Genomic DNA, 13,679 nt, shown 5'->3' on the forward strand with positions numbered 1-13,679 from the left:
GGATTGGCAGGTCACGGCTCAGCCGTCGAGCGTGGCCATGGCGCCGGCGGGGTAGCGGTCTCCCACCGTGCTGCCGTGGGGGGCGATCCGGTCGAGCGCCGCGAGGTCCTCGGCGCTGAGCGTGACGGCGGAGGCCGCCGTGTTCTCTTCGAGGTACTTGACCCGCTTGGTGCCGGGGATGGCGACCACGTCCTCGCCCTGGGCGAGGACCCATGCCAGGGCGAGCTGCCCGGTGGTGATGCCCTTGGTCGCGGCCAGGGCCTCCAGCTGCTCGACGACGTGCAGGTTGGCGTCGAGGTTCTCCTTCTGGAAGCGCGGGGCGATGCGGCGGAAGTCGTGTGCGGCCAGGTTCTCGACGCCGCGGATGGCCCCGGTCAGCAGGCCGCGGCCGAGCGGGCTGTAGCCGACGAAGCCGATGCCGAGTTCGCGCACCGTCTCCAGGACGCCGTTGACCTCGACGTCGCGGGTGGACAGCGAGTACTCGGTCTGCACGGCGGTCAGCGGGTGGACGGCGTGGGCGCGGCGGATGGTGGGGGCGGCCGCCTCGGAGATGCCGAGGTAGCGGACCTTGCCGGCGGCCACCAGTTCGGCGAGGGCGCCGAAGGACTCCTCCACGGGGACCTGGGGGTCGACCCGGTGCAGGTAGTACAGGTCGAGCCGGTCGGTGCCCAGGCGCCGCAGGGTGCCCTCGACCGAGGCCCGGATGTACTCCGGGCGGCCGTTGAGCCTGCCGGTGATGGTGCCGTCCTCGGTGACCTCGTTGCCGACCTTGGAGGAGACGATGACGTCGTCCCGGCGGCCCGCGGTGACCCGGGCGACGAACTCCTCGTTGGTGTGCGGGCCGTAGAAGTCCGCGGTGTCGAGCAGGTTCACGCCGAGTTCGAGGGCGCGGTGGGCCGTGCGCAGGGCCTCCTGGTCGTCGGCCGGCCCGTAGGCGAAGGTCATGCCCATGCAGCCGAGCCCCTGCTCGGATACCGCAAGACCCTGGCTGCCGAGCTTTCGTTGCCGCATCATCGTGCGCCTTCCCGGTCGGTTGTCGTCGCTTGAGATTCTATCGTTGCTAGACTAGAGAAGTGGCCGAGCTCCCCTTGAGGCCGGGTGCAAGCACCCGGCCTCAAGGGGTCGTTGACCGTGCGTCAGTCCTTTGCGGCCAGTTCGGCGGTGACGGAGGACCAGCTGTGGCCCTGGGCGGCCGCACCGCCCTGCGCCAGCCGCGCCCACGGGTCGGTCCCGAACACCTCGGCCGCCTCCTGCCGCAGCCACAGGTCGAAGGCGTCCTCGGAGTCCCGCAGCCGCTTCGCCGCGCCCGCCGGGTCACGGGCCTCCAGCTGGAGGACCACCACGTCCTGCCCGCCGAGCTCCTGCACCGCGAAGGACTCCTGGAGGATCCCGGCCCGCCGCCGGGAGGCCTCGTACGCGCGCAAGCGCGCACCGGCGAGCTGCTCCTGGACCTGCGCCCAGCGCCCGGCCCGCCCCTCGCGCAGGGGCAGCAGCACCGTGGCCGGCTTGACGGTGCGGCGCGCGGCGGCGCGCGCGGCGCCACGCGAGGCCGGGGCGAGGCGGCGCATGCCGAGCACGGAGAGCATGTTGGACTCGACGCCGATGCCCCACCGCTCGGCGATCAGGCCGTTATCCAGCAGCCGCCAGACCACGACGCCCTGGAACTCGATGAACTTGCCCGTCGGCTCCATGCCGAGGAACTCGCCGAGCTGGGTGCCGCGCCAGGTGTTGTGGATGACCACGTGGTCGCCGTGGGCGCTCATGTCCTCGATGGTCACGTGCAGGTCCGGGAAGCCCTCCCGCAGGCCCGCGATGGTGTACTTGACGCCCTCCAGGCCCTCCGGTGCGCCCGGCAGCGGCTGGTGGTCGACCATGTCGGGGCTGTAGATCTCGTCGACGATCGAGAAGTCGCCCTTGTTGACGAAGGTGTCGAAGACCGATCGGATGGTCTTCTTGTTGCGCTCCTCGACACTCACGCCGGTGCGCTCGGTCTCTTGTATCGACACGTTCCATCCATCCTTACGTGGTCACTTGGCGGGGTGGGCGTCAGCGGGCGGGAGTGGGGGCGTCCCAGGTGAGGGTGAGGCCCGCGTACAGGTAGCGGCTGGCCTCGATGGCGAGCAGCAGCACGGTGTCCCCGGGCTTGATGCGGCCCTCGGTCCAGCCGGCGTCGAGGGCGAGCGGCACCGCGGCGGAGCCGGTGGCGCCGACGTCGGTGAGGTTCTCCACGATGATCTTGCTGAGGGTGGCCTGGTCGGCGGCCGACAGCCCGGCCGTGCCGTACTCGCTGGCGAAGTACTCGGCGTTGCCCTCGGGCAGCACGCACGCGTCGATGTCGTCGAGGGCGAGCCCCGAGCGCCGCAGCATGTCGTGGATGCCCTCGACGAAGACCCGCGGGCCGAACTGCGCGGTGCCGGGGATGTCGAGCCTGATGTCCATCAGGCGCTTGCGCTGCTGCTGCTCGGCCAGCGGCACGTCGGTGCCGCCGCCGACGATGAGCATGCCGGGCTTGCGGGCGCCGCCCATGGAGCGGGTGGCGAACACCTGGCGGCTGCCCTCGTGGGCCGAGCCCTCCTCGCCCGCCCGCAGCACCATGGCCCCGGCCCCGTCGCCGAAGGTGTAGACGGTCAGCCGGTCGCGCATGCGCACGCTGTACGGGTCGCGGCCGAGGAAGACCGGGGCCAGCAGCGGGGAGACCGACTCCGAGCCGATGACGAGCGCGGTCCGGTAGGTGCCGTCGGCCAGCTGGCGGCGCGCGATGTCGAGCGCCTGGACGGCGCCGACGCATCCGGCGCGGACCTCGATGACCGCGCAGCCCTCCAGGCCGAGCTGCTCCTGCACGTAGGTGGCGGCGACCGGCAGCAGGTAGTCGGGGCTGGCCGTGGAGAGCACGATCAGGTCGACCTCGGCCGCCTCGACGCCCGCCCGCTCCAGTGCCTGGCGGGCGGCCGCGGTGGCCATGGCGGAGGTGCTCGTGCGGTGTTCACCCGTGGCCGGGTCCACCATCCAGTGCCGGCGCTGGACCTGGATGCCCTCCAGGACGTCGTCGGGCAGCGGCCCGCAGATCCGGGCCAGGTCGTCGTTGTCGAGCGGGTCGCCGGGCAGGTGGGCGCCGGTCGCGAGGATCGATACGTGCCGGTCGGCAGGTGTGGACATGGTCAGTTCTCCGTAGCGGGACGCAGGACGAGGCTGATGTGGGTGCCCCCGAGCGAGGAGCTGTTGATGAGCACCGGGCCGCTGCCACGGCCGCCGTCCCGGCCGCCGTCCCAGCTCGTGAGCGCGAGCAGGGCCGCCAGCTGGGCTCCCGCGCCGACCGGTTCGCCGAGCGTCCGCTTGGGCGTGTGCACGGGGCAGTCCGCCTGCGCGGACAGCCGGCCGGTGGCCAGGGCCTCGGGGCCGTCGGCCCGCCCCAGCCCGGCCGCATTGGCCCAGATCGCGGTCAGCTCGGCCGGTTCCACCCCGGCGTGGGCCAGGGCCTGGCGCATCGCCCGCTCCACGCCCTCGCCCCGGTCGTCCCAGCGGCCGATGCCCTGGGCGTCGGAGGCGGTGGCGTGCCCGGCGAACTCGGCCAGGATCCCCGCCCCGCGGGCCCGGGCCGTCGACTCGCGCTCCAGCACCAGGGCGATGCCGCCCTCGGCCAGGGTGTAGCCGGCGTCCTCGAAGAGGGGCAGCCCGCGGTAGGCCTCCAGTACGCCCGGCGAGAGGTCCTCCACCGCCGGGCACAGGACGGCGTCCGCGCGGTGCTGCACCAGCAGGTCGTGGGCGACGGTCAGGGCGGAGGCCCCGGCCGCGTGGCCCGTGGTCACCGTGGAGGTGGGGCCCTTGGCTCCGACGTTCATGGCGACCTGGCCGGCCGCCGCGTTGAAGACGGTGTTGGGGAAGACGGCCGGGCTGCCGTGGTCGGGGCAGCCCCCGAGGACCGGCAGCAGGAACTGCTCGATGGAGCGCATCGGACCCAGGCCGGTGCCCAGGACCACGCCGACCCGCTCGTCGGCGGTGAGGCCGGCGTGCTCCAGGGCCATCCGGGAGGAGGCGATGGCCAGCTGGCTGAGGCGGTCGATGCGGCGCCGCTCGGCGGGCGTGGTGTACGCCGCCGGGTCGAAGTCGGCGCGCGCGACGCGCAGTCCGCCCTCCTCGGTGCCCAGCGGGCGGCCCTCCTGCCATGCCTGCCACAACGCCTCGGCCCCCTCGCCGGCCGAGGTGATCGCGGCGAAGCCGGTGATCACGATCTTCTCCGCGGCCGGCTCGGGCGCGGGCGTGAAGCGGCGCCCGGCCGGTCTGCCGAAGGCCACGCACGCGTTGGCTCCGGCGAAGGCGAAGTTGTTCGACAGCGCCGCGTCCATCGCCATCGCGCGGTCCGCGTCCGGCACCGCGTCCAGGCCGCACTTGGGGTCCACGCCGGTGAAGTTGGCGGTCGGCGGGGCGATCTGTTCCACCAGCGCCTGGACGGTGACGATGGCCTCGACGGCGCCGGCCGCCCCGAGCAGGTGGCCGATCATCGACTTGGAGCTGCTGAGCGGCGCACCCCCGGCCGCCTCGCCGAGGGCGGCGCGCACCGCGTTGCTCTCGGCGGAGTCGTTCTTCGCGGTGCCGGTGCCGTGGCCGTTGATGTAGTCGACGTCCTCGGGGCCGAGTCCCGCCGCCTGGAGGGCCCCGCGGATCGCCCGGGCCGCTCCCTCGCCCTTGGGGTGCGGCGCGGTGGCGTGGTAGCCGTCGGCGGAGAGCCCGTAGCCGAGGACCTCGGCCAGGATCGGGGCGCCCGCGGCGCGCGCCACGGACTCCTCGGCGAGGACCAGCATGCCCGCGCCCTCGCCGAGCGAGAGCCCGTCGCGGTCCTTGGAGTACGGGGCGGCCGGCTTGGTGGACAGCGACTGGAGGCTGGTGAAGCCGGCCCAGGCCGTCTCGGTGAAGGCGTCGCTGCCGCCGACGAGCATCGCGTCGGCGCGCCCGGCCCTGATCGACTCCGTGGCGTGGGCGATGGCGTGGGCGCCGGAGGCGCAGGCGGTGTTGACCGACAGCGAGGGGCCCTTGAGGCCGAAGGCGCCGCTCAGCGCCTCCGCTATGGCCTGCGGCGGGACCAGCAGGTAGTGCCGGCCGTCGTCCTCGCCGCCGCTCTTGTCCTGCGTGCGGCGCGCCAGCTTCTCCGCGCTGCGCAGGCCGCCGTTGCAGGAGCCGAAGGAGACGCCCCAGCGCTCGGCGGGCAGGCCGGTGATGCCGGCCTGCGCGAGGGCCTCCTCGGCGGCGAGCAGGGCGAAGTCCGCCGCCGGCTCGCGCTCGCTGCCGCCGAAGGAGGCGAGGTAGTCGTAGGCGGGCAGCCGGTCGGTCTCCACCTCGCCGCCGATGTCGGTGCCGTAGCCGTCCATCGGCATGCCGCGTACGGGGCCGATGGCCGAGAAACCGGACCGGATGCCCTCCCACAGCGCCTCGGCGGTGTCCCCCTGGGCCGTCACGGCGCCCACGCCGCAGACCACCACGGTCCGCGGCCGGGCGGTGCCCTCGGGCGCGGTGTCGTGCTCGTACACGTCGGTCATGTCCGCACTCCGTCCGGGTGTTTCAGGGTGTTCCGTATGTCCGTCATCAGGCCCGTCCCATGGCGACGGCCACCGCCTGGCCTTCCAGGCCGCGGGCGAGGGCCAGCGCACTGTCGGGCCGGGTTTCGCGCGGTGTGAGCGGGACGTAGTCCAGGTCGCACTCTTCGGCGGGGTTGTGGAGGTTCTGCGTGGCGGGGACGACGCCGGAGTCCAGGGTCAGCGCGGCGACGGCCGCGTTGAGCGCGCCGGCGCCCCCGACCAGGTGGCCGGTCTGCGGTTTGACGCTGCTGATCTGCGCCGCCTTGGCGGAGGTGCCGAGGGCGTCGTGCAGGGCGATGGTCTCGCTGGCGTCGCCCTGCACGGTGGCGCAGCCGTGGGCGGCGATGTAGCCGCCGTCGTGGAAGACGCCGCCCGCGTCGGCCAGTGCCCGGGTGATGGCCCGGGACAGTCCGCGGGCGCGGGCCTGCGGGCTGGGCGGCCGTACGCAGTCGTTGCCCGCGCCGAAACCGGTGACCTCGGCGTAGCAGTGCGCGCCGCGGGCCAGGGCGTGTTCGCGCTCCTCCAGGACGAGCAGGGCGGCGCCCTCGCCGAAGACGGAGCCGCTGCGGTCGCGGTCGAAGGGCCGGAACGCCTCCTGCCCGAGCTCGGGGCGGGTGGACAGGACGCCGAGCCCGTCCATCTTGGACATGGCCCACCAGCCGGTCGCGTCGTCGTAGCCGCCGGCGACGACGAGGTCGGCCTCGCCGCGGCGCACGGTGCGCATCGCGCGGCCGATCGCCATCGCACCGGAGTCGGCGGTCCCGGCGAAGTACGCGTTGGCGCCCCGGATGCCGAACTTCTCGGAGATGTGGAAGCCGGCCGCGGGCTGGAGGCCCTCGACGAAGAACAGCGGGGCGACCACCGAGGAGGCCGTCCGGCCCAGCGTGTACAGGTCGGGGGTGCCGTCCTCGGCGCGGACGGCCTGCAGCTGGGCGATGAGCTCGTCCATGCGGGGCATTTCCTTGTTGCTGCCGAGGAAGAGGCCGGCGCGCAGGCCCAGGTCCTTCTCCCCGTCCAGGCCTGCGTCGCGCAGGGCCAGCGTGGCCCCGGCCAGGGCCAGCTGGTCCCCGCGGCACAGCATGCGCAGGGTGCGCCGGGTCGCCCATTGCGCCGGGTCGAAGTCGTGGATCTCCGCGCCGATGGGGGTGCGCAGCGGAGCCGGGTCGTAGGCGCGCAGCGGGCCGATCCCGCTGCGGCCTTCGAGGATGTTCTCCCAGGTGGGCGCGGCGCCCTGGCCGATCGCGGTCATCAGACCGATGCCGGTCACCATCACGCGCCGCCTGTCGTCGCTCATGCTGTGCCCTCCCAGGGCTTCTCGGCGCTCACGAGGGCGAGGACGCGAGCGGCGGCAACCACACGGCCCCCGACCCGGGCGGTGGCCCGTACGTCGGTCTTGTCTTGGGTGCGCTGCGTCACCTCGGCGGTGATCTCCACCTGGTCGCCGGGGCCGACGAAGTGCTTGAAGCGCACACCGCCCACGGAGGCCAGCCGCCACGGGGTGTCGGAGCCGGCCGCCGCCTTGGCGAGGGCCGCCATGGTCTCCAGGAGCAGGACGCCGGGCAGGATCGGGTGGCGCGGGAAGTGGTGGTCGAAGACCGGCAGCGTGCTCGGGATGTTGCGGACGGCCACGGCCCGCTCGCCGGGCACGAGTTCCACGAGCCGGTCGAAGCCCTGGAAGACCCCGGGGGCGAGCGAGGTGAGGGTGGCGGCCCCGAGGGTGGCTGCGGCGTCGGCGGCGGTGCTCACGCTTCCTCCCGGGGGGCGCCGATGACGATGCTGGTGTTGCTGCCGCCGAACGCGAAGGCGTTGATGAGGGCGGCGCCCACCGGCATGGGGCGGGCGGTGTGCGGCACGTAATCGAGGTCGAGCCCGCGGTCGGGCTCGTCGAGGTTGACGGTGGGCGGCACCAGCGAGTGGCGCATCGCGTTGACCGCGGCGAGCACGCCGAGACCCAGACTCGCCGAGGTGAGGTGGCCGGCCATGGACTTGGGGGCGCTGACCACGATCCGCTGGGCGTCGGCGCCGAACACCTTCTTGATGGCGACCGTCTCGGACTGGTCGTTTCCGTGGGTGCTGGTGCCGTGCGCGACCACGTAGTCGACGCCTGCGGTGCCCAGGCCGGATTCGGCAAGGGCGCCCTCCATCGCCTGGATCGCGCCGGAGCCGTCCGGCGGCGAGTCGGTGATCCGCCACGCGTTCAGGGTGGAGCCGTAGCCGAGGACCTCGGCCAGGATCGTCGCGCCGCGTGCGCGGGCCGCGTCCATGTCCTCCAGGACGACGGCGACGGCGCCCTCGCCGACGACGAAGCCGGAGCGGTTGGCGTCGAAGGGCCGCGAGGCGTGCTCGGGGTCGTCGTTGTACTGGTCGGTGAGCGCGCCCAGCAGGCTGAAGCCGAGCAGGTCGAGCCAGGTGGTCAGCGAGTCGTAGCCACCCGCGACCATCACCTTGGCGTCGCCCTCCTGGATGGCGCGGAACGCCTCCCCGATGGCGTGCCCGGAGCCCGAGCAGGCGGTGCTGATGCCCATCATCGGGCCGGTGGCGCCGACCATGCGGGCCATGGCGGCCAGCGGCACGTTCTGGTCGTCGGTGAGGGCGACGGCCGGCGGCTGGCAGATGAAGGCGTCCGCCCGGCCGGTGGTGGCCCGCAGATGGCCGATGTCCAGGAGCGCCTGGAGTTCGGGCCGGCCGACGCTGGCCCCCATGGCGACCCCGCGTTCGTCGCCGGGGTAGACCTCCTCGGAGACCTGGTCGATCCCGGCGTGGCGGACCGCCTCCCAGGCGGCGGCGACCCCGAACTGGCCGACCCGCGACAGGTGTTTGCGGCCGACGTGGGCGGGGATCGAGGCGGCCGCGTCGAAGTCCTTGACCTGGGCGGCGATGCGTACCGGGAACCCGGAGGCGTCGAAGGTGGTCAGCATCCCGACGCCGCTGCGCCCGGTGGACAGGCCCTCCCAGGTGCTGTCCGCGTCGTTGCCGAGCGGGGTGACGGCACCCATGCCCGTGATGGCCACACGCTTGGTCCCGCTCATCCCACCGGCCCTCCGCCCTGCAGCTGCCGCGCCATGCGCGCCGTGTTCGCCGGGTCGTCGAGGCGCTCGGCGTCGATGAGCGCGCACAGGATGCCGCTCGCTTCCAGGACGGTCTCGCCGTCCACGCTGACGGTGCCGTCCAAAATGGCGGCCTCGTCGTTCATCGATTCGATCCGGGCCTCCATGCGCAGCACCTCGCCGGGTGCCACGGCGCGGTGCGCGGTGGCCTCGCCGACCGCGAGCAGCGCCGCGCGCAGCCGGTGGTCGGTGCTGAGCATGATCAGCCAGGTCGCCGACTGGCACAGGGCCTCCAGCGCGAGGCCGAAGGGCAGTGCGGGGCCGGCCGGGGCGGCCTGCCAGTAGTCCTCGTCGACGGTGGTGACCTTGCGTGCGGTGATGTGCTCGCGGGGGGTCCAGGACTCGATCCGGTCGATCAGGTGGAATCGCATCGTCGTCTTCTTCTTCCGTTCTTCCTCTTCTCCGGTCCGCTACGGACGGCCGATGCCGAGCTGGGCGGAGAAACCGCCGTCGACGGTGAGCAGTTCGCCCGTGGTGTAGCCGGAGTCGGGGCCGGCCAGGAAGACGGCGGCGGCGGCCACCTGCTCGACCGTGGCGAACCGGCGCAGCGGGATCTGCCGCTTGATCGACTTGCCGCCGTCCTTCTGCATCACCTCGTCCACCAGTTCGGTCGGGGTGAAGCCGGCGAGGACCGCGTTGACCCGTACGCCGAACCGCGCGAGCTCGATGGCGGCGGAGCGGGTGAAGGAGTTGAGGGCCCCCTTGGAGGAGGAGTAGTTGGACTGGCCGATCCAGCCGCGCTCGCCCATGGCGGAGGAGATGTTGACGATGGTGGCGTCGCCCGCGGTCATGAACTGGTCCATGACGGCGTGGGTGCAGTGGTAGGCGCCGCCGAAGTTGACCTTCATGACGTTCCACCAGGCGTCGGGAGCGGACTGGTAGATGAGCCCGTCGTCGCTGACACCGGCGTTGTTGACCAGGATGTTCAGGGAGCCCAGCTGACGGGTCGCCTCGGCGACCAGGCGGGCCGCGTCCTCGGGGTCGGCGACGTCGGCGCCGACCGCCACGGCCCGGCCGCCCGCCGCCTCGATCTCCTTGACGACCGCCAGGGCGTCCTCCCGGCGTGAGCGGTAGTTGACTGCGACAGCCGCCCCCTGTTCGGCCAGGGCCAGGGCGATGGCCCGGCCGATGCCGCGTGAGGCACCGGTGACCAGGGCGGAGCGGTCCTTCAGCTTCATCTGTCTTCCCGTTTCTGCTACGAGTGGGCGTCCTGGTCGCTGGTGCCAGGGGGGCGGTGTGCGCGCCCGGCGCGCCGCCGTCCCGCCCGCCCGGGCCCGCGAGGGGCGGCCGGGCGGATACGGGGGGGGCGGCGCGGTCACCGGATCCCTCCGGGGGCGTGGGCGGGGCGCCGTTGACCCGCCGCGGCCGTCTCGGGGCGGCCCGGGGACCGCCGGGTCAGGAGGTGGCGGCCGCTGCGGCGCGCTCGGTCAGCAGATCGGTGAGGTTCTGCACGGTGAACAGGCCCAGCACGCCCTCGGCCGTCAGCGGCTCGGAGAGCTGGCTGCGGTCGAACTGCGGGAGGACCTTCTCCAGGTGGGTCAGGCCCGTGTCGTTGACGACCTCGTTCTCGTCGCCGAACTCCTCGTCCGGGATGCCGCCCTGGAGCAGGTTGGCGATGTCGGCCACGGTGATCTTCACCTTGGTGGCGCGCTCCAGCCGGAAGAGGATGTCGAGCAGGTCGATCGACTCGGCACCCAGCTGCCCGAGCAGGGTCGCCTCGGGAACGGCCTCGGCCTCGTCGATGCCGAGCGCGTCGGCGATGGCGGCCTGGACCGCCGAGAGGTAGTCGGTCGAAGTGGTGATCAGGGTTTCGGGCACCGTTGGCTGCCTTTCAGATGGGTTGTTCCCTGCGGCGCCTGCCTGGGGCGTACGCGCCGCACGGTCGTGGGAGGGGAGCAGGGCGGTCGCGGTCAGGCGGCCGTGGCGACGGGCTGCGGACGCAGGTCGCGCAGGAGTGCGGCGATGCGCCGTTCGTCGTTGGTGCTGCGGACGGGGGCGTCGGCGACGGTCCGGTTGGCGAATCCGCTGAGGACCCGGCCCGGGCCGACCTCCAGGTAGCCGCCGACCCCGTACGCGGACGCGGCGGTCAGGACGTCGACCCAGCGCACGGGGCCGGCGAGCTGGCGCCGCAGCAGGTCGCGGGCGTGCGCCTCGTCCCGTACCAGGGCGCCGGTCACCGAGCTGATGACGGGCAGGCGGGGCGCGTGGAAGGCGGTGCGCTCCAGCTCGGCCGCGAACTCGTCCTCGATCGCGCTCATCAGCGAGCAGTGGAAGGGGGCGGAGACCTTCAGCGGCACGGCGCGTTCGGCGCCGGCCTCCAGGGCGAGCCGGCCGACCTCCTCGACCGCCGCGCTCTGCCCGGAGATCACCGTCTGGCCCACCTCGTTGTAGTTGGCCACCTCCACCACGCCGAGCGGGGCGGCTGCCGCGCACAGCTCCTCGATCCGCTCGGGGGCCATCCCCATGAGCGCCGTCATCGCTCCCGAGACGGTCCGCGAGACGCCGGCCATCAGTTCGCCCCGGCGGCGCACCAGACGCAGGGCGTCGCCCGCCTCCAGGACACCCGCGGCGATGAGGGCCGTGTACTCGCCCAGGCTGTGCCCGGCGACGGCGCCGGGCCGGAAGCCGGCCTCCTCGCGCAGGACCTCGTAGATCGCGAGGCTGGTGGCGACGATGGCGGGCTGGGCGATCTCGGTCGGCGCGAGGTCCGCCTCGGGAGAGGTGGTGCACAGGTCGGTCAACGCGAGCCCGGTGGCCTCCTCGGCCTGCGCGAGGACGCGTCCGACCGTGCGGGGGTGTTCGCGCAGGAGATGTCCGGCCATGCCCGCGCGCTGCGAACCCTGTCCGGGAAACATCGTGAATAGGTTGTCGATCATCCCCGTTCCTACCTCACTCTTTGCGGGTGAAAGGTCGTCGAGTCGTCGGCGAGCAGTTCTCGACTCCGAGAAATCTGGCAGTTCGTTCTGGCGCATTCCTCGAATGCGCCTGGACCGCCCGCCTTTGCGCAGCGGCGGGCGGGCCCCGCATTCACGGGCGGCGGTTACCAGAGCCGCTCGGCGGGCGCGGGCTGCCGGCCGGGCTTCTTCGCCCAGCGAGCGCCGTAGGCGACCTGGCCCTTCTCCGCCGCCGCAAAGGCCTTGGTGTTCCAGTTCTTGCGCATGAACGCCTCGCGCGCCTTGATCAGCAGCGGGTTCTCGACGGCCCCCATCTGCCCGATCCGCCACGCGATGTTCTGAAGGGGGGCGGTCCGCTTGCGGCGCTCGCCCTCGTAGGCGCGCAGGGCGGCGACCGGGTCGCTGCCGGCCCCGGCGAGGTGTTCGGCGAGGACCAGGGCGTCCTCCAGGGCCTGGCAGGCCCCCTGCCCGATGTTGAAGGTGATGGGGTGCGCGGCGTCCCCGAGCAGGGTGACGCGGCCCTGGCCCCACTGGCGTTCGGGCTTGCGGCCCTCGACGTCGCCGCGCAGGATCCACTCCTCGGGGGTGGCGCGCAGGATGTCGGCGACGGGGCCGCCCCAGCCCTCGTGGCGGCGCAGCAGCATGTCCCGTACGCCGGGTTCGTCACGGCCTCCGGGCTTGCCGTTGGCCACGCTCATCCAGTGCACCAGCCCGGGCGCGACGTCGTAGTACGTGAAGCGGGTGCCGGGGCCGAACATCGCGTTGAAGGTGCCGGAGGGGATCTCGGGGTGCTCCATCGGGGCCCGGCCGCGCCAGGCGATGTAGCCGCTGAAGCGGTTCCTGGCCGGGCCGAACATGCAGTCGCGGACGGCGCCGTGGATGCCGTCGGCCCCGATCAGCAGGTCGCCGCGCTCGCTGCCGCCGTCGGCGAAGCGGACGGTGACGCCCTCCGCGTCCTGGTCGAAGCCGACCACGTGCGCACCGGTGCGTACCACGGGGCCCTCCAGCGCCTCGCGCAGGATGCCGTGCAGGACGGAGCGCTCGACGGCGATGGTGGGCGCCCCGTAGCGGGCCACGAAGTCGCCGATCGGCCAGGCCCCGAGGACCTCGTTCCGCCAGGTGCTGAAGTGCGCGGTCTGCTGGGCGGGGGCGACGGCGAGGACCTGCTCGGCCAGGCCCAGGTAGTCCAGCGCGAGCACGCCGTTGGTCCAGATGTGCAGGCCGGCGCCGCCGTCCCGCAGTTCTTCGGCGCGCTCCAGGACGACGGTCTCGAAGCCCCTGCGCTGCAGGGCGAGGGCAGCGGCGAGACCGCCGATCCCTCCGCCGGCGATGAGTATGCGTCGGGCGCGTCCTATGGCCATCTCTGAGTCTCCTCGGGGCTGTCCGGGCGTGAAATCGCTGACGGACTCATGGAGTTGTCAACGCTAGCATTTCAAGCATCGACCTTGATAGTGTCGGCAGGACATCTAGCATCGCTAAAACCCCGTGGCCCGCGGCCACGCGGCAACCGGAAGACCGACAAAGGTGGTTGTGATGGAAGCGCTCCTGCTCACGCTGGCCGTGGTGGCCACCATGGCCAACGCGGTGGTCTACGGCACCGACGTCTTCTCCGCGCTGGTGCAGCGGCCGGCCATGGCGCACGTCGACGACGCCGCCCTCACCAGCGCCATGGGCCAGATCCACCGCTTCGGGGACGCCCGGATGCCCGTCCCCGGCGTCTTCGGCCTGGTGGCCACGGTCGCCACCGCCGCGGTGGCCGGCTTCGACGGCAAGGCGGCCCCGTCCATTGCCGCCGGGGTGGCCGCACTGGCACTGGTGGTGTGGCTGGTCATCTACAACAAGGTCAGCGCCCCGGTGAACAAGGAGCTGACCGGCGCCGCCCTCGACTGCCGGGTCGCCCCCGAGGCGCGTGCACTCCAGCGCACCTGGGACAGCGTCATCAACGCCCGGGTGGTGCTCCAGGCCGTCGCGCTCGGCGGCATGTGCGTGGCCCTGGCCGCCTCCTAGACGCGCTCGCACGCATACGTCAGGGGGCCCACCGGCGGTGGGCCCCCCGGCGTTATGGGGGGTGGGAGTCGGATAATGTGGGCGGAGGTTTCGATGATGAA

13 protein-coding genes are annotated in these 13,679 nt (G+C 73.1%); 1 reads left to right on the top strand and 12 read right to left on the bottom strand.

Annotation, left to right across the window (positions count from 1 at the left end):
- Positions 1 to 18 precede the first annotated feature (18 nt).
- The 12 genes from AB0B01_RS12025 to AB0B01_RS12080 form a co-directional block, all read right to left on the bottom strand.
- Positions 19 to 1,011, bottom strand: coding sequence for an aldo/keto reductase (locus AB0B01_RS12025; RefSeq protein ID WP_361716217.1), 993 nt, complete (start codon positions 1,009 to 1,011; stop codon positions 19 to 21).
- Between the two features lie 125 nt (positions 1,012 to 1,136).
- Positions 1,137 to 2,006: an ester cyclase gene (locus tag AB0B01_RS12030; protein WP_361716220.1), complete on the bottom strand. Its 870-nt coding sequence runs from the start codon at positions 2,004 to 2,006 to the stop codon at positions 1,137 to 1,139.
- 40 nt (positions 2,007 to 2,046) lie between these two features.
- Positions 2,047 to 3,156 (bottom strand): 3-oxoacyl-[acyl-carrier-protein] synthase III C-terminal domain-containing protein, encoded by a 1,110-nt coding sequence (locus AB0B01_RS12035; RefSeq protein WP_361716223.1) that lies wholly within the window; start codon positions 3,154 to 3,156, stop codon positions 2,047 to 2,049.
- 2 nt (positions 3,157 to 3,158) lie between these two features.
- Entirely contained in the window at positions 3,159 to 5,531 is a 2,373-nt protein-coding gene (locus tag AB0B01_RS12040) for a beta-ketoacyl-[acyl-carrier-protein] synthase family protein (RefSeq protein ID WP_361716226.1), read from the bottom strand.
- Positions 5,532 to 5,577: 46 nt separating this feature from the next.
- Complete coding sequence (locus AB0B01_RS12045; protein ID WP_361716229.1) at positions 5,578 to 6,864, bottom strand: beta-ketoacyl-[acyl-carrier-protein] synthase family protein; 1,287 nt, start codon at positions 6,862 to 6,864, stop codon at positions 5,578 to 5,580.
- Positions 6,861 to 7,316, bottom strand: a complete 456-nt coding sequence (locus AB0B01_RS12050; RefSeq protein ID WP_356846260.1) for a hydroxymyristoyl-ACP dehydratase — start codon at positions 7,314 to 7,316, stop codon at positions 6,861 to 6,863. Before AB0B01_RS12050 ends, AB0B01_RS12045 begins: the two co-directional genes overlap by 4 nt.
- Positions 7,313 to 8,599: a beta-ketoacyl-[acyl-carrier-protein] synthase family protein gene (locus tag AB0B01_RS12055; RefSeq protein ID WP_361716232.1), complete on the bottom strand. Its 1,287-nt coding sequence runs from the start codon at positions 8,597 to 8,599 to the stop codon at positions 7,313 to 7,315. The genes AB0B01_RS12050 and AB0B01_RS12055 overlap by 4 nt, the downstream gene beginning before the upstream one ends.
- Positions 8,596 to 9,048: a 3-hydroxylacyl-ACP dehydratase gene (locus AB0B01_RS12060; protein ID WP_356846262.1), complete on the bottom strand. Its 453-nt coding sequence runs from the start codon at positions 9,046 to 9,048 to the stop codon at positions 8,596 to 8,598. Before AB0B01_RS12060 ends, AB0B01_RS12055 begins: the two co-directional genes overlap by 4 nt.
- A 39-nt stretch (positions 9,049 to 9,087) precedes the next feature.
- Entirely contained in the window at positions 9,088 to 9,855 is a 768-nt protein-coding gene (locus tag AB0B01_RS12065) for a 3-oxoacyl-ACP reductase family protein (protein WP_361716235.1), read from the bottom strand.
- Between the two features lie 217 nt (positions 9,856 to 10,072).
- Positions 10,073 to 10,495: an acyl carrier protein gene (locus tag AB0B01_RS12070; protein WP_356846264.1), complete on the bottom strand. Its 423-nt coding sequence runs from the start codon at positions 10,493 to 10,495 to the stop codon at positions 10,073 to 10,075.
- Between the two features lie 92 nt (positions 10,496 to 10,587).
- Positions 10,588 to 11,553: an ACP S-malonyltransferase gene (gene fabD, locus AB0B01_RS12075; protein WP_361716238.1), complete on the bottom strand. Its 966-nt coding sequence runs from the start codon at positions 11,551 to 11,553 to the stop codon at positions 10,588 to 10,590.
- Positions 11,554 to 11,717: 164 nt separating this feature from the next.
- Positions 11,718 to 12,932 (bottom strand): FAD-dependent monooxygenase, encoded by a 1,215-nt coding sequence (locus AB0B01_RS12080; RefSeq protein WP_361716241.1) that lies wholly within the window; start codon positions 12,930 to 12,932, stop codon positions 11,718 to 11,720.
- 172 nt (positions 12,933 to 13,104) lie between these two features.
- On the opposite strand from AB0B01_RS12080, the gene AB0B01_RS12085 reads away from it, so the two are divergent.
- Positions 13,105 to 13,578, top strand: coding sequence for a DUF1772 domain-containing protein (locus AB0B01_RS12085; protein ID WP_361716244.1), 474 nt, complete (start codon positions 13,105 to 13,107; stop codon positions 13,576 to 13,578).
- The last annotated feature ends 101 nt before the right edge of the window (positions 13,579 to 13,679 follow it).

This window comes from Streptomyces sp. NPDC044571 (genome assembly GCF_040647115.1).
Taxonomy (GTDB): domain Bacteria; phylum Actinomycetota; class Actinomycetes; order Streptomycetales; family Streptomycetaceae; genus Streptomyces.

Bases quoted from the DNA above. Each gene is read 5' to 3' on its own strand.
- AB0B01_RS12025 (WP_361716217.1), bottom strand. From the start codon at position 1,011: ATGCGGCAACGAAAGCTCGGCAGCCAGGGTCTTGCGGTATCCGAGCAG.
- AB0B01_RS12035 (WP_361716223.1), bottom strand. From the start codon at position 3,156: ATGTCCACACCTGCCGACCGGCACGTATCGATCCTCGCGACCGGCGCC.
- AB0B01_RS12040 (WP_361716226.1), bottom strand. From the start codon at position 5,531: ATGACCGACGTGTACGAGCACGACACCGCGCCCGAGGGCACCGCCCGG.
- AB0B01_RS12045 (WP_361716229.1), bottom strand. From the start codon at position 6,864: ATGAGCGACGACAGGCGGCGCGTGATGGTGACCGGCATCGGTCTGATG.
- AB0B01_RS12055 (WP_361716232.1), bottom strand. From the start codon at position 8,599: ATGAGCGGGACCAAGCGTGTGGCCATCACGGGCATGGGTGCCGTCACC.
- AB0B01_RS12060 (WP_356846262.1), bottom strand. From the start codon at position 9,048: ATGCGATTCCACCTGATCGACCGGATCGAGTCCTGGACCCCCCGCGAG.
- AB0B01_RS12065 (WP_361716235.1), bottom strand. From the start codon at position 9,855: ATGAAGCTGAAGGACCGCTCCGCCCTGGTCACCGGTGCCTCACGCGGC.
- fabD (WP_361716238.1), bottom strand. From the start codon at position 11,553: ATGATCGACAACCTATTCACGATGTTTCCCGGACAGGGTTCGCAGCGC.
- AB0B01_RS12080 (WP_361716241.1), bottom strand. From the start codon at position 12,932: ATGGCCATAGGACGCGCCCGACGCATACTCATCGCCGGCGGAGGGATC.
- AB0B01_RS12085 (WP_361716244.1), top strand. From the start codon at position 13,105: ATGGAAGCGCTCCTGCTCACGCTGGCCGTGGTGGCCACCATGGCCAAC.